Consider the following 22,215-nt stretch of genomic DNA (forward strand, 5'->3'; position numbering starts at 1 on the left):
ATGTTTTCCTCTTCTCTTGGGGATTCCCCGTCACGCTATCGCAACGGGCACAGCGTTAAAGATCTTCCCTGCGCCTGCCATGCCGCTTTTCATCGCCAGCCTCCGCACCTGCACCGGCGTCGGCTCTATCCTCGCGCCTGCTCACGGGCTCGTCAACCGGTGCCAACACTGGGCCGTCGGAGTGAACGCCTGGAGTCTCGACTGCGGGGTCGTTTCTCGCATGTGCGGTGGGGTCAGTGTCAGGGTCTACGGTAGCCGCTTCCAAGTAGGTCGCCTTGGACCGGTCAGCATCCTCGGCTGCGGCGGCTCGCTGTTGTTCCGCCTGGACCCTGAGCCGTTCGGCTGCTACTGCAGCCTGTTCGGCATCCGCTGCCGTTCGTAACGCCGCTGCGTGCTTCTCACGGGCGTCCAGGTCCTGATCCTTGGCCTGTGCCCGCAACCTGTCGGCTTTTTCCCGATCTTCCTGCGACTGTTGTTCGGCTAGGACGCGCCGGCGCTTGCGCCCGACGGCCGCCAAGCCACCGACAATGACCAACAGCACAATGATGACGAGAATAATCCAGATCCACACTGATGTGTCCATACGAAGCAGCCTCCATCCGTCGCCGCAAAGGCTGCAGCAACCTTGTCGTCATCACGCTTGCCTTAGACAACGGTCAGTTCAGTCACCATTGCGTTCACCGCACACGGTCGTCGCAAATCGCCTGTTCGAGCGTGTCTTGGTCTCATCATGCCCCATCACGCCCCATTCTTGCCAACACCCCCGAAAACCATCACGAATTAGGGCGGGGTGCGCATCACGCCGGGTTACTATTCACTACAGGTCAAAAATATCCCCCCACGACAAAGGACGTCATGGCAGAGAACCCCTTCCCGCAGGCCAGGCGTTCCGCCGTGGTCATCAATCCACTCAAGTCCCCCGACGAGGAGTTTAAGCGCACGGTCTTCCAGCTCTGCACGGATGCTGGCTGGGCCGAGCCACTCTGGCTGGAAACGACAGAAGAGGATCCTGGCCGCGGCCAGGCCAAGGAGGCGCTTGCCGCGGGGGTCGACGTCGTTATTGCGGCCGGCGGAGACGGTACCGTGCGGTATGTCGCTGAGGTTCTCACCGACACGGCGACCGCCCTGGGGGTGGTGCCACTGGGAACGGGGAACCTGTTGGCCCGTAACCTCGGCATTCCCGTCACAGATCCGGTGGCCGCGGTCCGGGAGGTGCTAAGTGGAGCCGAAACCAAAATCGACGTCATGAAGGCCATGATCGACCACTCGGGACAGGAACAGATTTTCTTGGTTGCTGCCGGGCTCGGATACGACGCATCCATCATGGCGGACACCATCGACGGGCTCAAGGACCGGGTGGGTTGGCTCGCCTATATCGAATCCGGCCTCCGGAACCTCCCCGGAAAACCAGTCACTGCCAAAATCACCGTCGACGGCAGGGACGAAGCCCACCGCAAGGTCCGGGGTGTCATGGTGGGCAATTGTGGAAAATTGATGGGCGGCGTGGAAATCTTCCCTGACGCGTCCGTCACCGATGGCCTCATGGACATACTCACGCTGGCCCCCCAAGGAAAATTTGGCTGGCTAGCCGTCATCCTTGGCGTCTTCGGAAAAAACAGCAAGAGAAATCAGGCGGTACAAAGCCTTTCCGGAACGACAGCAGAAATCAGCCTCGACCGCCCACAGGAATTCCAGCTCGACGGCGACCATCTGGGCCCCGCAACACACCTGCGTGTCACCGTAGCTCCCCAGGTACTAACCATCAGAATGACCACACTCCCAAGCTAAGGATCTGTGCTCACGGGCCCCAGCCCTGCTGCATGCTGGTGCCGTGGCAGATCTTCCCCAAGAAACACAAGCGCGTCATACTTTATTCAGTCACCCGCTCAACGGTGGATTGGCGCGAAGTCCAGCCCGGAAGGAAGAACTCATGAGCCCCCAGGGCGCATCAACGCAGAACCCCCCAGCCCAGGATGGTCATAAACACGCCGGTTGGCATCAAAAGTTCATCGTTGAAGAGCGGTTTGTCCCGGCTGCCGTACGCACGCGGCTCTACGCCACCTCGCTAGTGTTGGTCGTTGTCGGTTTGACCGTATTCCTCATCCTTCTTCAGGGAGTACAGACCCACACGGGCTTTCAACGCCTGGACGAGCCGGTCAATACCTGGTTCATGTCTCTGCGCTCCCCTGCGCTGACTGGATTCATGGTCGCGCTGGCCTTCATCTTCGGACCCATAGCGCTGCCGATCATCGTCCTTGTTGTTGTCGTGATCTGGACCTTTCTGACCAAGCACGCCTGGCGTCCGTTCCTGTTGGCCGCCGGCATGATCACCGGCGTCATCCTGGCCCAAGTTCTCGCGCCCCTGGTCCGGCACCCGCGACCACCCGTCGATCTGATGCTCATTGGCGCAGACAGCACCTTCTCTTTTCCTTCCGGCCATGTCTTGGGGACCTCGGATTTCCTGCTGATTCTGGCATTTTTGATCGCCAGTCGACGCCAAAAAACGTCCCTGACGGTGCTCTTGTTTAGCATCGCCACTGCCGTGATCCTGGCCCAAGTGGCAAGCCGGCTCTACCTGGGCTACCACTGGATCACGGACACGACCGCTTCGATGGCACTCTCCTTGGTGATTCTCGGGGCCGTGATGGCCATCGACACCGCCAGAACGGTTCGCGTCAACGGTGAACACGTCAAGGGTGAGCATTCACAGCCCCAGGTGGACGGGACTTGAGACCCGGACGGGAAGCGCGCCGGGCGGCCAGCCGCGCCGGAAACAGCCGTGCCCTGACCCTGATTGCCCGGATCGGGTTCGCGGCCAGCGGACTCATGCACCTGCTCATGGGCTACATCGCCATCCGCATTGCCTTCCACCAAAGCGGGGAATCAGACCAGTCCGGCGCGTTCGCCGAACTGATCAAGTTTCCAGGCGGGATGATTGTCATCTGGGTCGCCGTTGTGGGGCTCGCGGCCCTGGGATTGTGGCTCCTGCTCCAGGCCGGGCTCGGCATCGGCTCCTCGTCCAAAAAACGTTGGGTCCGGAGCCTGGTGTCCCTGGGGAAGGGGGTCGCCTATCTTGCCCTGGCCTTCACCGCCCTGTCCATCGCACTCCGGCGCCCAACCAGTTCCACGGCCTCCACCCGCCACGCCACCGCGACCCTGCTCGCCCTTCCCGGCGGTCAAATCCTGCTCATTGTCCTGGGAATCGTTACGGCCGGCATCGGAGGCTACTTGATCTATAAGGGAGCCCGGAAAAAGTACTGCGAAGACATCGCTCTCCCCTCAGGCCACTCCCAAACAGCCATCACGGTGCTGGCCATGACAGGATATATCGCCAAAGGCATCGCGATCCTCACCCTCGGTGTTCTCTTCGTCATCGCGGCCATCAAGGTCGATCCCCAAGATGCCTCCGGCCTCGACGGAGCCGTGAAGTCCCTGGCCGCACTACCCTTCGGCGAGGTAATCCTCATCGTAGTCGGGGTCGGCCTCATTGCTTACGGGCTCTACAGCTTCGCCCGCGCCCGCCTCGCCCGGCTGTGACCCTGAAAACCGTTCACACGAACCAAGACACGCGGACATCAAGGCGTGGTCCAGGCGGGGTGAGGGCACCGATTCCCAGGCGCCCCTTGCCCTCTACGCCACCGAACGGTAGATTACAGAAATGGGAATCGTAATAGCACTTATCGTTGTCGGAATCGTCCTACTCGTGCTCGGCATTGCGGTGAAGGCTGCAATGTTCCTGCTCTGGATTGGCATCATCCTCTTGGTTGTTGGTGCCGTCATGGGGGTCATGCGCCAAGTGCGCAACAAGGCGTAGCCCCTCAAGCTGTACCCCTTTAAGCAGTAGCGCTTTGTTCTCAACGTAATCCCACTCTGGACGTGTCAGGGTGGGATTTCGTCTTGTTCTGAGATGACCATGCGGTGGGTGCCTCAGTTGCCGCTGTCAGGGCATGAAATTGAGGCGGCCGTGCGCTCGGCACCAAGGACGGTAACGGCCCCGGCTTCTTTTTGCTCCCTGCAGGTGGAGGCCTGGCAGCTGGCACGCGGGTGCCATGGTTACCTGCGGATCGCAAGACCACCACTCCGGAACGTACGAATCATTCATATGGCGGGTGGTCGTGCCTGGACTGAATGTCGGTGTCAAGCTGGCGAAAGCCGCGTAACTCCAACCGCGGCAGCACCACCCACAAGCAACCCCACGCCCCGTGATCATCGCCATCTCGATGCAGGAGGTTTCATTGCGCCGGTTCCCGATGCCCTCGAGCCTCAACACTTTGGCCTTCCCGAGCCAAGCCATTAAGCCAAGAGATATTCCCTTGAATCCTGGTGCGCTTCCGAGGCCAACCTCGTGTGTCCCAAGTGGAGCAACCACAGGAAATGGAGGTCAGCTATCACGTGTCCCGACAGGATACCCCGCGCTCCTAAATTCGAGACGGAGCTCAAGATCCTGCATGACCAACCCGGCAAGGTCCTTCAAAGTCTTCGTCTCAGTAGGTGTCATGGTTCGAGGTTCGACGCCGATTACACACAAGGTTCCCAGGTTGTGACCTTGCCTGGTCCGCAGCGGTGCGCCGGCATAGAATTCAAGCCCCAATTCTCCGGCGACGAGTGGGTTGGACAGGGTCCGCGGATCGACGGGGGCGTTTTCCACCACCCAGACCTCGTCCTGCAGGATGGCTGACGCACAAAGCCCCGGATCTCTGTCCACTTGTTCGACGTCGATGCCATAGCGAGATTTAAACCAAATACGGTCATGGTCAACGATACTCACTATGGCTATCGGAACGTTGAAGAGTTTCGCTGCCAAGGCAGTGATTTTGTCAAAGGATCCATCAGGAGGGGTGTCGAGGATCCGGTACTCGTGAACAGCGTCCATGCGTGCGGGTTCATTATCAGGAATGATGAAAGGATCGACTTTGCGTCGGCCGCGCTCTGCGGCGGCTTTGTCGAAGAGCGCCAAGGACACCTCACGAGCGGTGGGCCGCTCGAGAGGGTCGGCTGCTGTCATGGCAGTGAGAAGTGTTTTCCATTCCTGATCAAGTTCTTCGGAGATTGGAGGGTCTTGGATGAGTCTAGCCAACGCGCTTTGGAGCCGATCCCCAGGAAAAGCGAGTTTTCCTGTAAGGCTCTCAAGTAGCACGAGTCCAAGGGAATACACATCACTGGCCCCCGTCACAGGTTCGCCCCGAGCCTGCTCGGGGCTCAGATACGCCGCAGTCCCCACGAGGCCGACGGCGGGGTCTTCAGGACTCGTGGCGATAAGGGCAACACCGAAATCGGTCAGTTTGGCGCGCATGCGCGCCGCGTCCTGATGGTAATCAAAAACCAAGATGTTGGCAGGTTTGACGTCCCGATGGATGACACCTTGGCTATGGATATAGGCGAGGGCATCCGCGAGGTCATTTCCAATCTGTGCCGTGTGGCGTTGACTGAGGGGGCCCTGGCGCAGATGCTGCTTCAGGTCCGGCCCATCGATCAGCTCCATCACCAGATAGAGGTGCCATTCACCGGATGCGCCACGTTCCCGACCGGCGTCTAAGAGCGAGATCAGCCCATGATGTTGCAGTCCTGCCATGACTTTCGTTTCGCCGTCATCCATGCCGGCTGCCGTCGCGTCGACAGAGTGCCGGGAGATAATCTTGACGGCTACCTCGCGCAGTAGGAATTCGTCTGTGGCGCGATAGACCGTGGCCATTGCACCCGAACCGATTCGTTCTTTAACACGGTACCTACCAGCCAAAAGGGCACCAATGCCGGGACCAGCCTCAATATTCATTCAACAACCTTACTATTCAGACTCGCGTCACTGGGACCCTTGGCCCCGTTTAAACGACACAACACTTCCCCTTCCTACAACCCCCGGAAGCGAATTTAATGCTCCCTACAGCATCCCGGGTTTGATGCCGCTGCGTTTTTTGAGAAAAATGGTGAATATGCCCAAGAATTTTCCCCTTGAAGTCCGCGCCCGTGCAATGGGTTTCAACACCATCCCCGGGAGGGACAACACATGAATTTTACCTTGGACGTGGAATCGAGCGCCGTCAAGGACGGCAATGACGCCCGTGATTGATGATGCCTACCTCAGGCAGGCGGTTGCAGCCGTCCTTGCGGCGGAAAGCCTCCCCGCGATCGTGCAGGCGGGGCATCCCGTGCTTCGTATGCCCGCGTTCCCCTTCACCGGACAGCTGACTGGAGCCGAACTTGCCCGTCTGGTGCAGATCATGACCGAGACAATGCGTGCAGCGCCGGGTGTGGGCCTTGCCGCGCCGCAGATCGGCATTCCGCTGCAATTGGCCGTGCTCGAAGATATGTTCGAAGTCAGTGTTGAAAACGCCGCCGCGCGCAGTCGCGAACCACTTGAACTCCTCACCATCCTCAACCCCCGCTACACGCCTGTGGGCAGCGATACCGCCTCCCACTACGAGGGCTGCCTGTCCATGTCTGGTTGGCAGGCAGTCGTTGAGCGTCCCTCCACCGTTGACCTGGCGTACGACGACGACCATGGCACCGCGCGCATCCGCCGATTCTCCGGGTGGCAGGCAAGGATCGTTCAGCACGAGAGCGACCATCTTGCAGGCGCCCTGTACATAGACAAGGCAGTCACGCGCTCGCTGGCAAGCAATGCCCAGTACAGCCAGCATTGGGCCAACCCCGGCATTGCGGCCGCCAAGGCAGGCCTGGGGTTCTAACCCCGTGGGCCGCAAACCCTGCGGCGCTCTAAGATGATTGCATGGAAATCTCTGCTGTCGACGCCCTCCTGTGCCCCCATTGCGGATTGGGCTTCGCCGCACCCCTACCCGAGGCAGGCTCACTCGTCTGCGAGGGCGGCCACAGCTTCGACATTGCGCGCCAGGGATACCTGAACCTGCTCACCGGCCACGGCACGAAGTTCGTCCCCGACACGGCAGCGATGGTCGGCGCGAGGGATGCGTTCCTTGACGCCGGCCACTACCAGCGGCTCGGTGAAGCGCTCGCGGACGCTGTGAAGGATCATCTCTGCACTCCAGGTGACGAGCCCTCCCTCATCGTGGATGCGGGCACGGGCACCGGCTGGTACCTGCAACAGGTCCTTTCAGCCATCGGGGAAGAGAACACCGATGGCACGGTGGCAGCAGTGGGACTGGACATATCCAAGTTCGCCCTGCGCAGGGCGGCCCGGCGCAACCCGGAGGCGGTGAACATTGTCTGGGACCTGTGGCGTGACCTGCCCCTGGGAGCGAACACGGCCGACGTCGTGCTCGTTGTCTTCGCCCCGCGCAATGCGGGCGAGTTTGCGCGCATCCTCAAGCCTGGCGGGGTCCTGGTGGTTGTCACGCCCCTGCCGCAGCACCTGGCCGAAATTGCGCGGGATGCGGGGATGCTTGGCATCCAGGAGGACAAGGAATCGGCGCTGGTGCATTCCCTGGCCGCGGAATTTGAGCCGGCCGGCAGCCGTGAACTGCTCATCCCGCTGCGGCTTACCCCGTCCGACGTCGGCAACGTGGCACTTATGGGGCCTGCCGGGCACCACCTGGACCCCGTGGAGCTGGGGCAACGACTCGCCAAGCTTCCGGCACTGACGTCCGCGACTGCCGCCTTCCGGATCTCAGTCTTTCGGGCTCTCTCCACACACCCCTAGTCCCGACATAGCCCCTGCGCAGGCTTCAGGGCGTCCATAGGCCCGTTTGCCTCGGCATTTTTGGCGGTTGCGTTGGTTGCGCCCGGTCGCCTGGCATGAAGGTCGACGCGCAACCAGCGCATAGTCAGCTCGGTCAGCGGCCCCACCCCGAAGGTGAAGGCGGCCGTTCCCGCGCCCACCACCCCGCCGAGGAAAAAGCCCATCACCACAACGCTGAGCTCAATGGCCGTCCGGATCAGCCAGACGGGCCTGCCGGTGACCCTGACAAGGCCGGTCATCAATCCATCGCGCGGGCCAGGCCCCAGTCCCGCGCCGATGTACAGCGCCGTGGCGAAGGCCAAAAGGAACAGGCCGGCGGCAAAGGTGCCAATCTGCAGGGGCAGGTGATTGGCCTGCGGAATAAGGGCCAATCCCGCATCGGCGAAGGCGCCAACCAGGATCGCGTTGGCGATGGTGCCAAACCCGGGCCACTGCTTCAGGGGAATCCAGAACAGCAGGACCACGCCGCTGATGATGATGGTGCACAGACCGAAGGTCAATCCCGTGCTGCGGGATATCCCCTGGGAAAAGACGTCCCATGGCGACAGGCCAATGTTTCCGCGCACCATCAGGGCGATGGCCAGGCCATAGAGGGCCAGGCCAAGAAAGAGCCGGACCATGCGGACGGAGAGGTTTTGGGTCGTAAGGAACAAGCGCATGGTTCAAGTCTAGGCAAACTGGCCTTACGCAACAGAGCCAATTCCACTAAGGTGGCTCCATGAACACTTTAGTCACCGGCCGACGGCTTGCCCGTGAACTTGGCGAATGGCGCAGCGGCGCCCCTGCGTACAAGGCCCTGGCGGAGCGGATCCGTGTCCTGCTGATGGATGGCCGCCTATCCAGCGGAGCCCGCCTGCCCGCTGAACGCGAACTCAGCCAGGCACTGGATCTGAGCCGTACAACCGTTGCCGCGGCCTATTCGAAGCTGCGCGAGGACGGATTCCTCGCCAGCGTGCGCGGATCCGGAAGCACCCTGCAGCTTCCCGGCAGGGAACGCGGCGAACATGCACTGCATCCCGGACTGGCCCTTGATTTCACCAAGGCCACGGCGCCGGCCTATCCGGGCATTCAGGCAGCCTACGCCGCGGCACTGGAGGAGCTTCCGGCCAACCTGGTCCACGACGGCTTTGACCTTGTGGGCCTGCCGGACCTGCGCGAAGCAATCGCCCAGAGCTACCGCGACAGGGGCCTGCCAACATCGGCCGAGCAGATCATGGTCACGATCGGCGCACAGCACGCACTAAACCTTGTCACCCGCTCCCTGTACTCCCCCGGTGAACGGATCCTGGTGGAGCAACCCACCTACCCGCACGCCCTGGACACCTTCGCCCAGGCCGGCGCCCGGGTACTGGCATTTCCCGTCCGCCAGGACGGCGGCTGGGACCTGTCCGAGGCCCTCCTGCAAATCAGGCGCGCCGCACCCAGCATGGCGTTCCTCATGCCAGACTTCCACAACCCCACCGGCATGAGCATGTCGGTTCACGAACGCGAATACCTCGCAGCAGCCGCGGCGCGCGAAGGCACGGTGCTGGTTGTCGATGAAACAACCGCCTTCCTCGACATCGACCGCGGCCCCATGCCACCCATGGCGTCCTTTTCCGCCAGCATCCTGACACTGGGATCCCTGGGGAAGATTGCGTGGGGCGGCTTGCGAGTCGGCTGGATCCGGGGCTCCCGGGAGATCTTGGCCCAGCTCCTGCGCAACCGGCCCGCCGTCGACCTTGGCACGCCGCTCATGGAGCAGCTTGTCGCCACGAAGCTGATCAACGACATGCCCTCCATGGTGGCCAGCCGCAGCCTTGACCTGCGCCGCGGCCGGGACACGGCAGTGCGGCTCATGCGCGAGCACCTTCCCCAATGGCAGGTCAAGGTGCCCGACGGCGGACTGTCCCTGTGGATCAACACCGAGACGGTCTCCAGCTCGGCACTTGCCCTCGCCGCACGGGCCGAGGGACTCGGGCTTGTGCCGGGTCCCCGATTCGGGGTCGACGGCGCCTTTGAGCGCTATCTGCGCCTGCCCTTTTGCTACACCGACGGGCAATTGCACGACGGCATCGAGATCCTGGGCCGCATTGCCGCACACGTGGGATCGGACCCGCTAAGAATGCCGCTTCAGGCTGTAATCTAGCCGCATTTTCCCAGCCCCGCGTAGTAGGGTCATAGATACGGTAATAAGTCCTAAGGGGGACGCAATGATTGACTGGATTAATGACTTTGGCTGGATCATCTGGCTGACAGTGTTCCTGCTGTTGGCCGTTGCTGAAATGCTGACGTTGAACCTGTATTTCATCCTGATGTCGGTTGGAGCGTTGGCCGCCCTCGTGGCGTACCTGTTCCATGCCGAGTTGTGGCTGCAGATCGTGATCTTCTGCGTTGTTGCCCTCGCCACCACGGTTCTGATCAGGCCGCTGGCCCTGGCCCACTTGCACCGCGGCCCCGCAGACCAGCTCTCCAACATTGACAGGCTGATCGGCCACAATGCAGTTGTCCTGGAGACGGTCGGCATGGGCGGAGGCCTGGTGAAGATCGGCGGAGACATCTGGACCGCACGGATCGCAGGAGGAAGCGAGATTCCCGTCGGCGCAGCCGTGGAAGTATCGGCCATCGAGGGCGCAACCGCCATCGTCAACCACCCTGCCGCGCACAACAATCCGGCAGGCACAGCCACCACAACAGCCTAGGCGCCGCTGCGGCGCCATGGGCCGATGCCCGGGCGCCAGTACACAGCGGTGCAACGATTCTTTACACGGAAAAGAGGGGATTTCATGGGAGACGGTGCCGGCACACTTGTGTGGCTATTTGTTGTATTAGTCCTGTTGATATTTGTAGTGATAGTCCTTGTTCGGTCGGTGCGCATCATTCCACAGGCCCGCGCGGGCGTTGTTGAAAGGCTGGGAAAGTACCAACGCACACTCAATCCCGGCTTGACGGTGCTGATCCCGTTTGTTGACCGTCTGCTGCCGCTGCTGGACCTTCGCGAGCAGGTTGTATCCTTCCCGCCGCAGCCAGTCATCACCGAGGACAACCTTGTGGTCTCCATCGACACGGTTGTCTACTTTCAGGTAACGGACCCGCGCGCGGCAACATACGAGATCGCCAACTACATCCAGGCCGTGGAGCAGCTCACCACCACCACCCTGCGTAACGTCGTCGGTGGCTTGAACCTTGAAGAGGCACTGACCTCGCGCGACCAGATCAATGGCCAGCTGCGCGGCGTGCTCGATGAGGCCACGGGCCGCTGGGGCATCCGCGTCAGCCGCGTTGAGCTCAAGGCCATTGACCCGCCACTGTCGATCCAAGACTCCATGGAGAAGCAGATGCGTGCCGAGCGTGACCGCCGTGCCGCGATCCTTACAGCCGAGGGAACCAAGCAGTCTGCCATTTTGACCGCAGAAGGTGAGCGCCAGTCCTCGATCCTGAAGGCCGAGGGTGACGCCAAGGCAGCAATCCTGCGCGCCGACGGTGAGTCACAGGCCATCCAGAAGGTCTTCAGTGCCATCCACAAGGGCAACCCCACCCAGAAGCTGCTGGCGTACCAGTATCTGCAGACACTGCCGAAGATTGCACAAGGAACCTCCAACAAGCTGTGGATCATCCCCAGTGAAGTGGGCGAGGCGCTGAAGGGCATCGGCAACGTGTTGGGGACCACCTCAGCTGATACCGAGGAAGCTTCTGAACCCTCCGCAGACACGGTTCCGTAACCCGGGTCACAGAACAACCGTCAACGCCATGTTGGACGCGGCCAAGCACGTATAATGGGTGCTTGGCCGCGTGGCGTTTTGCCCGGCTGCTTCTACGCATCCCGGCCGTGCAGGAACAATTGCACTCAGTGATGCGTTGATACCAATGTCGTAACAGGCCCGGAATTCAGCGCCAGACGCTGAAATCAGGGTCACTACAGATTTGCCCCATTAATGATGTGGGGCAGGGAACAACTTGAGGGAGAAGTCATGAGCGATCGCAGCCTGCGTGGCATGCGCTTGGGCGCACAGAGCATGGAAACCGAATCCGGTGTGGAGCCGGCTCCCCGCCAGCGCGTGGAATACCGCTGCGCCGACGGCGAGCAGGTGTTTGTCATGTTCTCCTCCGAGGCAGAGATTCCTGCTACCTGGGTCTCCAAGACCGGCAAGGAGGCCCTGCTTGTCAACGGCGAGGCCCCCGACACCTCCAACGACAAGCCCGTGCGCACCCACTGGGACATGCTCCTTGAGCGCCGCACGCTTCCCGAGCTGGAGACCATCCTCGCAGACCGCCTGTCCATCCTGCGCGAAAAGCGCGGCGAAAAGGTCTAGCCGTGTGAAGGCCCGGGCGCTGCCCGAATCAAAAAAGTGGACGCCCTGGTGGGCGTCCACTTTTTTGCCTTGATGCAACCCGTCGCGATGACGTCCGGGCCCCAGCGTAGCCGGGTGCCTGATTCCTTAGAAATGGCAGTCACGGCGTGGGGCTCGGGGAGGCGAAAGGCCCCGTCCGCCGTCGTAAATGACGGTGAACGGGGCCTTCGGACAGCAGGATTATTTGTTGCGGCCGGTCAGCTTGTTCCAGCGAGCACTCAGGCCCCACTTGGTGACGTTAAGCATGGCTTCCTGGACGATGTTGCCGCTCATCTTGGAGGCACCAAACTCCCGCTCGACGAACGTGATGGGAACCTCAACAACGTTCATGCCCTTTTGGCACACCCGCCACAGCATGTCGACCTGGAATCCGTAGCCCACGGATTCGACGGAGTTGAAGTCAAGCGCCTCCAGGGTGCTGCGGCGGAACGCACGGTAGCCCCCTGTGACGTCGCGGATGGAGACGCCCAGCAGCACCCGGGAGTAGAGGCTTCCGCACGTGGAGATGAGCTTTCGGTGCAGGGGCCAGTTGACCACCTTGCCGCCGGGAACCCAGCGTGAGCCGAGCACCAGGTCCGCGCCCTGGTCGATGGCGTCCAGCAGCAGCGGCAGCTGCTCGGGCTGGTGTGAGCCGTCGGCATCCATTTCAACAAGGACGTCGTAGCCAGCGTCAAGGCCCCAGGTAAAACCGGCCAGGTAGGCAGCGCCCAGGCCTTCCTTCCCCGCGCGGTGCAGGACATGGACCTGGGGGTCACTGGCGGCAAATTCGTCGGCCAGCTGGCCCGTGCCATCCGGGCTGTTGTCATCCGCGATGAGCACGTCGGAGTGGGGTACGGCAGCACGCAGCCGGGCCAGCGTCTTGGGCAGCGACTCAATCTCGTTGTATGTGGGAATAATCGTCAGGACACGCAACAATTGGTGCCTTTCCGTGGTGAAAGTAAAGGTGGTGGCTTCACACCGCGTCCGCCGGCGCCAAAATAGTGGCGTGACACTCACAGCGGCCAGGCAGGCAAAGCCAAAATACAAGTATATGGGAGCGGGCACGTAAAAAGATAAGTCCACGCACCTTCGGACCAAAAAAGTCTCATGCAAAAGCACAAGGCCAGATTGTTTTCTACTGGTGCGCGAACCCATCTCCCTAGCATCGGCAGGGCTCTCACCCGCACCGACCGGGGCCCTCCTTCCGGAGGTTCTCCGCTCCCCTAAAACTAATTGCCACCAGCCCGGCTGTCAACACGGTGCTGACCTGCATCGATGCGTATCGGCGCAGGTCAGCGGCACTATTGGCAAGTGTTCTCAGTTCGCGGCGGAAGCGGCTTTTCGCATGGTATCCGGCGGTGTCAGGGCCCGCGCCCGGCCTAGGAGAAGTCGTCGCTGGAGTACAGTTCGCGGCCCAGATGGACAGTCTGCAGGCACCGCGGATCATTGTCATTGTCAAGGGCCGGAAGCAGTGGAGTGCGGGCGCGGGGATCAGTCGACCAGGACTGCACCCTCTCGTCGGCCACCTGCACCATGAGCTGCTCAACATCCCAAATGGCGAAGCTGGCAGGTGCGCCTGCACCCAACTGCCCCTGGAACGGGTTCTCGGACTTGGCCGCACGCCACCCTGCACGGGTGTGCCCGATGAAGGCCGCGCGCGCCGAAATCCTCGAGCTGGGTTCGTGGTGGTTCAGTGCCGCACGCACACTGGCCCAGGGGTCCAGCGGGGTGACAGGGGCGTCGGAACCGAAGAACAGCGGAACTCCGGCCTCGTAGAACCGTGCCAGCGGATTGAGTTCAAGCGCACGTTCCGCGCCCAGGCGCTGTGCATACATTCCCTCACGCCCACCCCACAGCGCATCGAAGACGGGCTGCACCGAAACGCCGACGGCGTGGTGGGCCAGGGCTGCCATGGCGGCCTCGTCTACCATCTCGGCATGTTCGAAGCGGTGCCCGGCGGCCCTGATCTTGTCAATACCCACCATCTTCGTGGCCTGCTCCAGGCCAGCCACGGCAATCTCCATGGCGCCGTCACCAATCACGTGGAAACCACCTGTCAGGCCCAGCTCGGAGGTCGCGGCCAGGTGGTTGGCAACCTCCTCGACGCTCAGCTGCGCCGTACCGAATGAACCGTCTGCGTAGGGCTTGCGCAGGAACGCCGAGCCGGAGCCGAGCGAGCCGTCGATGTTGATGTCGCCGGCGAGCCCCAGGATGTCAACGCCCAGTGAGGACAGGCCGGCAAGAACTTCACTGGCTTCCTCGGTGCTTGACACAAGCTGGCCCCAATAGGGCAGGATCTGCGGCATCGCGTCAGCGGCGTCAACGGCCGCAAGGGCCATCAACCCGGCGAGGTCCTCGGCGGAGCCCACGTGCGGGGCACTCATCTCCGCCAGCGCCACGTAGCCGTTGGAGGCGGCGTGGCGCAGCGCGCGCCGCTGGGCGGCCGTGCGCTGTTCGGGGTCGAGTGACCGGGCTGCGGAGCGGGCCGTTTGGTGGGCTACACCGCTGACAATGCCTGCTCCATCCCAGCCAGGCAGCCCGGCAAGCCCCAGGCGTGCTGCGAGGGACCCTGAAACAAGCCCGGAATGCACGTCAACGCGCGCAAGGTAGACGTCGCGGCCGCCGGCGGCCCGGTCAAGGGCCTCGGCGTCAGGCAGCCGGGTGTCGGCCCACAGCGAGTTGTCCCAGCCATGGCCCAGCAACAGGCCCGAGGTGGATGCTGCGGCCGCGGCAACCAGGTCAAGGAGTTCCGTGGCGGAGCGTGCACCGGCAAGGTCCACCGAATCCAGGGCCAGCCCTGTCTCGGTCACGTGGACATGCGAATCAACAAACCCGGGAGCCACGAGTGCTCCGCGGAGGTCGATTTCACGCATCCGCGAGTCAAGCAGCGACGTGGCTGCGTGTTCGGAGCCCACCCAGGCCACCACATCGCCGTCGACCAGCATGGCTGTGGCAAAAGGGTCGGCGGCACTGTAGACGGAGCCGTTGCGGTACAAGGTCAATGACATGGGAAAAGCTGTCCTCTCAACAAAATCTTCACAAAAATACTAGAGTCCCGCTGGGCGCAACACCGCAGGACCGGGAAAAAATCCTCAGTCAACCACTGTGGTGTATGACACCACACCGCGGCGCAACAGCACGATGGACTGCCGGCACACGGAGGCAAAGTCGGCAGGAATCGAGGGCACCTGGGACAGCTGGCCCAGCAGGTCGATGACCTGCTTCGTCCAGCGCACGAAGTCACCGGCGGCAAGCTCCGTGCCCTTGAGCGAATCCTGCAGGCTCCGGCCCCTGGCCCACTTGTACATGGGCCAGACAAGGCCGAGCTCGGGCTCACTTGTCAACGGCAGCTTATGCGACTCCTCGGCGTCCTGCAGGCGCGACCACTGTACGATGACGTCCTCCACTGCCTGCTCCAGGCTGACGCTTGGCATCCGTGGACGTGAGCCTTCGGCGTCGCGCTTGGCCTGGTACACCAGGGTTGTCACGAACGCCGCAAGCTCCGGCGCGTCAAGGTCCCCGAAGGCGCCTTGGCGCAGGGCGAGGGCAATCAGCAGATCCTTTTCGCCATACACACGGCGCAGGCGCTGGCCGTCGGCGCTTGGACGCAGGTTCCCGGCGTCGTCCGCGGTGACGAAGCCATAGCCCGCCAGGAGATCGATGACGCGGTCGAAGGTGCGTGCGATGGTATTGGTGCGCGCCTGAATGGCGCGGACGATCCCATCGGTTTCGCGGCGCAGCGCCCACCAGCGTTCGGACCAGCGGGCGTGTTCCTCCCTGTCGCTGCAGCCGTGGCAGGGGTGGGTGCGCAGCGTACGGCGCAACGCGGCAATGGCCTCGTTCTCCTCCGCAGCTGAATCCTTGTAGTGGAAGGCGGCGTCCCGGGTGGGCCGCAGCCCGGTCGTGTCGGCCAGCCGGGCCTGAACCGCCGCCAGCAGGTTCCGCTTGTCCTTGGGCACCTTCGGGTTGAATCCCTTCGGCACACGCACCTGGGCCAGGGCTTCCACCGGCCCGGGGAGGTCGTGCAGGCCAAGCCTGCGGTATTCCTTGTCCATGCCGAGCACGCCGGGGCGGGGAACCCTGGCGTCAGGGTCGGCGTCAAGCACGACGGCGTACCCCGCGTTGCGCCCGCCGGGCACCATGATCACATCCCCGGTCCGCAGACTGGCCACCGAGCCGGCGATCGCGTCGCGGCGCTGCTTAGCCTTGGATTTGGAGGCGCCCGACTCGTGGTCGGAGAGTTCCCGGCGCAGCTTGGCATACTCGTTGAAGTCGCCCAAGTGGCAGGTCATGGCCTTTTCGTAGCCGGTCAGCGATTCCTCCCTTGACCTGACCTGCCGGGCCAAATCGACCACCGAACGGTCGGCCTGGAACTGGGCGAAGGAGGATTCGAGGATGTCGCGCGTGCGTTCCCGGCCGAACTGGGCCACCAGGTTGATGCTCATGTTATAGGTGGGGCGGAAGCTTGAGTTCAAAGGATAGGTGCGCTTGGAGGCCAGGCCGCCAACTGCCGCGGGATCGGTGCCCGGTTGCCACAGCACCACGGCGTGGCCCTCGACGTCGATCCCGCGCCGCCCGGCCCGGCCCGTCAGCTGGGTGTATTCCCCTGCGGTGATGCCAACGTGTGCTTCCCCGTTGTACTTTTCAAGCTTCTCAAGGACCACAGTGCGGGCGGGCATGTTGATGCCCAATGCCAGTGTTTCGGTGGCAAAGACGGCGCGGACCAGGCCGTCGGCGAACAAGTCCTCGACCACTTCCTTGAAGCTGGGCAGCATGCCGGCGTGGTGGGCGGCGAGTCCGCGCAGCAGGCCGTCGTGCCAGCCCCAAAAGCCCAGAACGTCCCTGTCGGAGTCGGGCAGCTCGGCACAGGCGTCGTCGACGCGGCGGGCAATTTCGTCCTGTTGCTCAGGCGTTGTCAGCCACAGCCCGGCCGCTGCGCACTGCTGCACGGCTGCGTCGCAGGCCGCCCGGGAAAAGATGAAGGTGATGGCGGGCAGGAGATTCTGACTCTCAAGGGCCCGGATCACCTGGGGGCGGGACGCCGCCTTGGCCCAACCCTGGCTAACCTGGTTGCCGCCTTGGCCGAATTTTTGACCTCCGTGCTGGGCATCCTTTTCCTCGTACAGGCTGCTGTTTTGATAGCCTCGCCCTCGGGAACCGCCGCCGCCGCGGCGTCCATGCACAGTGCCGCGGCCCGTGCTGACGGACTCCGTGCGTGCAAGCTTGAGTAGTTCGGGGTTGATCTTGGGGGTTCGGGCGGCCGAACCGGCCTTGTCTGTACCGGCGCCGGTGGATGCCGCGCCGTCGGGATCCTGTGCGGTCTCATCGAAGGGGACGTAATCGGCGAACAGGTCAACGAGGTCCTTGCGCACCATGACGTGCTGCCACAGGGGAACCGGGCGGTGTTCGGAGACGACGACGGCGGTGTCGCCCCTGACGGTGCCCAGCCAGGCGCCGAATTCCTCCGCGTTTGAGACCGTGGCGCTGAGCGATACGACGGCGACCTCACTGGGAAGGTGGATGATCACTTCCTCCCAGACGGCGCCGCGGAAGCGGTCGGCCAGGTAGTGGACCTCATCCATCACCACGTAGGCGAGTCCCGCGAGGGTGTGGGAGTCGGCGTAGAGCATGTTGCGGAGCACTTCGGTGGTCATGACAACCACGGGGGCTTCGGAGTTGATGCTGGTGTCGCCCGTCAGGAGGCCCACGTTTTCCTGGCCGTACTTGGCGGCGAGTTCCTGGAACTTTTGGTTGCTCAGGGCCTTGATGGGGGTGGTGTAGAACGCCTTTGCCCCGCGTTGGAGGGCCATGTAAACGGCGAACTCACCCACGATGGTCTTGCCGGCGCCCGTAGGGGCGGCAACCAAAACACCGCTGCCGGCCTGGACGGCCCGGCACGCGGTGTCTTGAAAATCATCCAGCTCAAAGGACAGGCCGGACTTGAAATCGGCCAAGCCCGTTCCCAGGTCCCGGGCCCGGTTTTTGGCGGCCAGGTAACGTTCGGAAGGGCTCGGTGTTTCAGAGGTTGGCATGCTTCAAGCCTACGTCAGCGTGGAGCCTGCCCAGGTCGGCCTAAAGGATCTCGAGGTCTGTCGAAGGTGTTGGGACGTCGGCGGTGGCCTCGGACTCCCTGGCCTTCTTGGCATCCCGCCGGTCACGGCGTTTGTCGTTGAGCAGGCACAGGCCAATGGCACCGAAGTACAGCACAAGCAAGGGCGTGGCCAGGAAGAACATGCTCATGACATCCGAGCCCGGTGCGGCCATCGCCGAAACAATGGTGACGCCGAGAATTGTGAAGCGCCAGGCCTTCAGGTACGTCTTTCCACGGATCAGGCCGACGGCATTCAGCGCGAAGAGCAGCACGGGAACCAGGAACGCCACACCCATGAAGAGCATCAGCTGCAGCGCGAACTGCAGGTACTCGACGGCCTTCATGATGTTGCTGCCACCAGTGGGCGTAAACGACGTCAGCGCCCTGACGATGTTCGGCCAGATGATCCAGCCGGCAAAGATGCCCGCAAGGAACAACGGCACCGAGGCAAACATGTACGACAGCGTGTAACGGCGTTCCCGCTTGGTCAGCCCGGGCGTGATGAACGCCCACAGCTGGTAGATCCACACCGGTGAGGCGATGATCAGGCCAAGGATCAACGAGATCTGGATCTTCAGGTCAAAGGACGTTGTCACGCCCTCAAAGTTCAAGGAGGCGTTGATGTTCCTTGTCAGGCTGATCTCGCGCAGCGGCTCGGTCAGCGCATACATGAGCGGGTCGTACAGGATCCAGCCAATGACAATGCCGGGAAGCATGGCCAGGGCACTCTTGAATAGCCTGTTGCGCGCCTCAATCAGGTGCGCCTTGAGCGGCATCCGCCCTTCAGGATTGGCCTTGCGGCCCTTTGGTGCGCCCACCGGCTCTGCAAGCGTTTCTATGACTGAGCGCCGGTACCGGTTCCGGTACCCTCGCCCGAAGCATTGCCATGTGCCGGGTTGTTCACGATCTTGCCCTCAAAGGGAACCTCGGAGGCCGTCGGCGCAGGGGTGGCCGTCGGTGTCGGCGAAGGGGTTTCTGCCTTGCCGTCGTTCTTCATTTCCTTGACCTCGGACTTGATAATCCGCATGGACTGGCCAAGGCTTCGCGCCATGCCGGGCAGCTTCGGTGCTGCGAAGAGCAAGAGAACAACAATGATGATAATGGTGATAGCCCAGGGGCTCTCAAAAAGTCTTCCCACGGTAACGCCTTTCCTTTTGGTTCATCCTACGTCTTGTAATGCTTCGATGTCGCGCAAGGATTGGAGCTGTCCGCGTTCTTTCCTGCGGGCGACGCGCCGCTGAAGGCGGGCGAAACGCCGTTCCTCTTTGGCAGCTAGGTAATCATCCTTCATTTTTTCAGGTGTTGCAAAAACCGCGCTGCCCGGAACCGTCGTGCGCGGTTCTGTGACGTGCTCCACTTTGGCGTTTTCAAGGCTTGTCTCCCAATAGGTTCGGCGTTCGGCCGAGACCTCACTGAAAGTGCGCGCCGTTGCACTCACCCCGCGCCACAGTTTCCAGCCCAAAAAGACCATGAAAAGTAAGGACAGGGTTAGAAGCGCTGTCCATATGAGAATCCAAGACCACCAAGGCATTTGCTGATTCTATCGGCCTAGGCTGGGAACATCCCCGAAGGTTTCGCCCATAGCGTCATAGCTGTCCACCGCCCGGGCCAGCCAGGCAGCGGTCCCATCGCGCACCGTGGCCGGTCCGGCCACCCAGGCGTGGCCGCCAAGCCTGGCCATGAGCGGGGGCAGCGTCGAGGTGTCACCGACGAGCAACCGAAGCCCCACCTTGTCAGCACCGAGGTCAAAGGGCTGCGCGTTGTAGGCGGGGCCGAGGCTGCGGGCAGTTTCGGCATCGGCGACCAGCTGGATAGCGACGTCGTCGCTTCCGGGGTGATAGATGCCGGTGCCTGGCCGCCACGTGGCGGACCCTGCGCCCCCGTTCTCCCGTGGCCCGGCGTCGGCCAGTGACTTGATGTGGTCCACGCGGAAGCTGCGCAGTCCTGCGGCCTTGCGACACCAGGCTCTCAGGTACCAGACCGAATCCTCGGAAAACAGCCGCAGCGGCTCGACGGTGCGTTCGCTCAATTCATCACGGGTGCGCACCAAATAAGTGATGGCGCAGGCGCGGCCGTGCGAGATGGCTTCCTGCAGCGCCGCAATGGTGTCCATCTCCTGCCCGGAGATCAGGTGGAGCCCGACGGCGTCGGCCAGCCAGGCGTCCTCCCCCGCCACCGCTGCCACTGACTCGATGGCCTGGCTGAGCGAACCGCTCAGGTGGGTGCTGGGAAGTGTCGCAAGGGCCTTCAGGCCGACGAGGACGGAGCAGGCCTCTTCCTGGGTCAGGCGCAGGGGGCTGGCCAGTGTTTCGGCGTCCCTGATGAACACCTGGCCGGCCTCGGTGGTGACGTCCATGAGGTCGCCGTGGTAATAGCCCGGCAGGCCTGTGACATTGAGAGTATCCCTGTCCTTGTCCCATTGGGCGGCGCTGATGCCGAATTCGGCCATGACCTCGGCCTCGTCGACGCCGGGGTTGGCCACCAGATACGGGACCATGGACAGGAGGCGGACAAGCCTGTCGCGGGAGTCCTTCTTCTTCGCGGGCTGTGGCGCGAGTTTCCTCTTCCAGGCAAGGTCCGCGTGTGCCTCTGACTGTGCCGCCGAGGCGGCTGCTGCTGCCAGATGCAACTGGGAGGCAACGGCGTCCCTGAGTTCGGCAGGATCCAGGACGAACGCCTGGGAACCCAGGGAGGCAACGTCCTCGGCCATCAACTCCGGCTCACGGTAGGTGATGCGAAGGACGTCCCAGCCGGACCTGTCCCACTGCGTGCCAGTGACCACTGTGGCACCGCTGCGGCCGCGCAGGGCATGGCCGGAGCCCGCCGGCACGCCGATGTGTGCTGTGAACCCCCGGCCCTTGCCTAGGCCTGCAAGCACATCGGCGATGTTGAACCCGGCGGGACGCTCGAAGGTTTCGGTGGTGTGGACCTCGACGTCGGAGGTGATGCGGGAGAGGCGGAAATTGCGTTCCGCCGACTTGTCCAGGTCAAAGGATCGCAGGTACCACTGGCCGTACTTGCTGCCCAGCCCCCACGGCTGCACCGTTCGGGTTGTGCTCTCCTGCGCCCCCGAGCGCCTGTAGCTGAAGGTGACGGGGTGGTTGCCGCGCAGGGCTGACCACAGCGCATCAATGGACGGCTCGGCGGTGCGGATGCGCGACCTGGCGGTGGTGTCGTCCTCGTACCACCCGGTGCCTGCACGCGTGGCGATCTTGCGCAGGGCGGACTGGGCCGCATCGCCCAGCGCGGCCTCTGACCACAGGTTGGCCGCGATGGCCAGAAGCGTCATGGCGTCCTCATCGAGCCGGACCGCGGGCACCCTGTAGTCGTCGGGGTTGATGCGGTACAGCACCTGCTCCTGGGCGTCGTCCCCCTGGAGTTCGGACTGTGAAATGGGGATGCCCAACTTGAGCAGGACCTTCTTGTCGCGCTCAAACATGCGTTCAAAGGCGGCCTGCACCTTGACTTCCTCGGCGGCCGTGGCAGCCTCGCCGGTGTAGCCGTTGATCCGCTCCCGGAGGTAGCTCTTGCTACGGCCGGCCTTGGTGCCCAGAAGGGCAATCACCAGGTTCAGGAGGCGTTCAGTGGCATCAATTTTTGTGGACACATGGCCCACAGTACTAGCCGCGGCATGGTGTTACGGACCCGCCATCCCTGCCCTTAAAGCAACTGGCCCGCAGCAAACGGCGAAAATTCACGAAATACGTGGGTTTTTCGCCGCTTACTGCGGGCCAGTTGGAGCGGGGGGGGTGCTTAGCGCACGCCGACCAGGTCGACGACGAAGATCAGCGCTTCGTTGGGTCCGATGGCACCTGCTGCGCCACGTGAACCGTAAGCCAGCTCCGAGGGGATTTCCAAGCGGCGGCGGCCGCCGACCTTCATGCCCAGCAGGCCCTGGTCCCAGCCCTGGATCACCTGGCCGATGCCGGCCTTGAAGTCCAGCGGTGCGCCGCGTCCCCAGGAGGAGTCGAATTCTTCACCGGTGGAGAAGGCGACGCCAACGTAGTGGGTGGACACCGTGCTGCCACGGACGACCTCTGCGCCGTCACCCTCGATGAGGTCTTCAATCACGAGCTCGGTGGGTACTGCGTGCTCCGGAAAATCGATTTCCGGCTTCTTGCGGTCAAAGTTGCTGTTTGCGAAAGACATGGTGCTCCTTA

At 62.8% G+C, this 22,215-nt stretch carries 21 protein-coding genes; 10 read left to right on the top strand and 11 right to left on the bottom strand.

The features are described from left to right. Positions 1–55: 55 nt before the first annotated feature. Entirely contained in the window at positions 56–583 is a 528-nt protein-coding gene (locus AAGW05_RS08950; protein ID WP_411804161.1) for a hypothetical protein, read from the bottom strand. A 272-nt stretch (positions 584–855) separates the two neighbouring features. Here AAGW05_RS08950 and AAGW05_RS08955 point away from each other — a divergent pair, with 272 nt between their 5' ends. The 4 genes from AAGW05_RS08955 (at position 856) to AAGW05_RS08970 (ending at position 3,814) form a co-directional block, all read left to right on the top strand. Beyond that, complete coding sequence (locus AAGW05_RS08955; RefSeq protein ID WP_411804162.1) at positions 856–1,788, top strand: diacylglycerol/lipid kinase family protein; 933 nt, start codon at positions 856–858, stop codon at positions 1,786–1,788. Positions 1,789–1,831: 43 nt separating this feature from the next. Further along, a complete protein-coding gene (locus AAGW05_RS08960) occupies positions 1,832–2,731 on the top strand; it encodes a phosphatase PAP2 family protein (RefSeq protein WP_411804163.1) in 900 nt (299 codons plus the stop codon). Next, a complete protein-coding gene (locus AAGW05_RS08965; protein WP_411804164.1) occupies positions 2,728–3,537 on the top strand; it encodes a DUF1206 domain-containing protein in 810 nt (269 codons plus the stop codon). The genes AAGW05_RS08960 and AAGW05_RS08965 overlap by 4 nt, the downstream gene beginning before the upstream one ends. 121 nt (positions 3,538–3,658) lie before the next feature. Beyond that, positions 3,659–3,814, top strand: coding sequence for a hypothetical protein (locus tag AAGW05_RS08970; RefSeq protein ID WP_411804165.1), 156 nt, complete (start codon positions 3,659–3,661; stop codon positions 3,812–3,814). 567 nt (positions 3,815–4,381) lie between these two features. Here AAGW05_RS08970 and AAGW05_RS08975 read toward each other — a convergent pair. Continuing rightward, the gene (locus AAGW05_RS08975; RefSeq protein WP_411804166.1) at positions 4,382–5,773 is read right to left on the bottom strand and encodes a protein kinase domain-containing protein; all 1,392 of its coding nucleotides are present in this window, start codon (positions 5,771–5,773) and stop codon (positions 4,382–4,384) included. Positions 5,774–6,050: 277 nt separating this feature from the next. On the opposite strand from AAGW05_RS08975, the gene AAGW05_RS08980 reads away from it, so the two are divergent. Then, positions 6,051–6,686, top strand: coding sequence for a peptide deformylase (locus tag AAGW05_RS08980; RefSeq protein WP_411804167.1), 636 nt, complete (start codon positions 6,051–6,053; stop codon positions 6,684–6,686). 41 nt (positions 6,687–6,727) lie between these two features. Next, a complete protein-coding gene (locus tag AAGW05_RS08985) occupies positions 6,728–7,615 on the top strand; it encodes a putative RNA methyltransferase (protein WP_411804168.1) in 888 nt (295 codons plus the stop codon). Here AAGW05_RS08985 and AAGW05_RS08990 read toward each other — a convergent pair. Further along, entirely contained in the window at positions 7,612–8,313 is a 702-nt protein-coding gene (locus AAGW05_RS08990) for a YczE/YyaS/YitT family protein (RefSeq protein ID WP_411804169.1), read from the bottom strand. The genes AAGW05_RS08985 and AAGW05_RS08990 overlap by 4 nt on opposite strands. Positions 8,314–8,372: 59 nt before the next feature. Here AAGW05_RS08990 and AAGW05_RS08995 point away from each other — a divergent pair, with 59 nt between their 5' ends. The 4 genes from AAGW05_RS08995 (at position 8,373) to AAGW05_RS09010 (ending at position 11,946) form a co-directional block, all read left to right on the top strand. Continuing rightward, entirely contained in the window at positions 8,373–9,782 is a 1,410-nt protein-coding gene (locus AAGW05_RS08995) for a PLP-dependent aminotransferase family protein (protein WP_411804170.1), read from the top strand. A 64-nt stretch (positions 9,783–9,846) separates the two neighbouring features. Further along, the gene (locus AAGW05_RS09000) at positions 9,847–10,335 is read left to right on the top strand and encodes an NfeD family protein (RefSeq protein WP_411804171.1); all 489 of its coding nucleotides are present in this window, start codon (positions 9,847–9,849) and stop codon (positions 10,333–10,335) included. Between the two features lie 84 nt (positions 10,336–10,419). Further along, positions 10,420–11,355 (top strand): SPFH domain-containing protein, encoded by a 936-nt coding sequence (locus AAGW05_RS09005; RefSeq protein ID WP_411804172.1) that lies wholly within the window; start codon positions 10,420–10,422, stop codon positions 11,353–11,355. Positions 11,356–11,604: 249 nt separating this feature from the next. Then, complete coding sequence (locus tag AAGW05_RS09010) at positions 11,605–11,946, top strand: RNA polymerase-binding protein RbpA (RefSeq protein ID WP_411804173.1); 342 nt, start codon at positions 11,605–11,607, stop codon at positions 11,944–11,946. Between the two features lie 219 nt (positions 11,947–12,165). On the opposite strand, the gene AAGW05_RS09015 is transcribed toward AAGW05_RS09010, so the two are convergent. From AAGW05_RS09015 to AAGW05_RS09050, 8 genes are all read right to left on the bottom strand, one after another. Further along, positions 12,166–12,897, bottom strand: a complete 732-nt coding sequence (locus tag AAGW05_RS09015) for a polyprenol monophosphomannose synthase (RefSeq protein ID WP_411804317.1) — start codon at positions 12,895–12,897, stop codon at positions 12,166–12,168. A 446-nt stretch (positions 12,898–13,343) separates the two neighbouring features. Then, positions 13,344–14,972 carry an amidohydrolase gene (locus AAGW05_RS09020; RefSeq protein ID WP_411804174.1) on the bottom strand — a complete coding sequence of 543 codons (1,629 nt, stop codon included), beginning with the start codon at positions 14,970–14,972 and terminating at the stop codon, positions 13,344–13,346. Between the two features lie 84 nt (positions 14,973–15,056). Continuing rightward, positions 15,057–17,996: a DEAD/DEAH box helicase gene (locus AAGW05_RS09025; protein WP_411804175.1), complete on the bottom strand. Its 2,940-nt coding sequence runs from the start codon at positions 17,994–17,996 to the stop codon at positions 15,057–15,059. A 40-nt stretch (positions 17,997–18,036) separates the two neighbouring features. After that, on the bottom strand, positions 18,037–18,831 hold the full coding sequence (gene tatC, locus AAGW05_RS09030) for a twin-arginine translocase subunit TatC (protein ID WP_411804318.1): 795 nt from the start codon (positions 18,829–18,831) through the stop codon (positions 18,037–18,039). A gap of 59 nt (positions 18,832–18,890) precedes the next feature. Beyond that, complete coding sequence (tatA, locus tag AAGW05_RS09035; protein WP_411804176.1) at positions 18,891–19,193, bottom strand: Sec-independent protein translocase subunit TatA; 303 nt, start codon at positions 19,191–19,193, stop codon at positions 18,891–18,893. 21 nt (positions 19,194–19,214) lie between these two features. Next, positions 19,215–19,526 carry a hypothetical protein gene (locus AAGW05_RS09040; RefSeq protein WP_411804177.1) on the bottom strand — a complete coding sequence of 104 codons (312 nt, stop codon included), beginning with the start codon at positions 19,524–19,526 and terminating at the stop codon, positions 19,215–19,217. 69 nt (positions 19,527–19,595) lie between these two features. Further along, positions 19,596–21,662, bottom strand: a complete 2,067-nt coding sequence (locus AAGW05_RS09045; RefSeq protein ID WP_411804178.1) for a helix-turn-helix transcriptional regulator — start codon at positions 21,660–21,662, stop codon at positions 19,596–19,598. 146 nt (positions 21,663–21,808) lie between these two features. Then, complete coding sequence (locus AAGW05_RS09050) at positions 21,809–22,204, bottom strand: FKBP-type peptidyl-prolyl cis-trans isomerase (RefSeq protein ID WP_411804179.1); 396 nt, start codon at positions 22,202–22,204, stop codon at positions 21,809–21,811. Positions 22,205–22,215: the final 11 nt, after the last annotated feature.

This window comes from Arthrobacter sp. LAPM80 (assembly GCF_046736435.1).
Classification (GTDB): Bacteria; Actinomycetota; Actinomycetes; order Actinomycetales; family Micrococcaceae; genus Specibacter.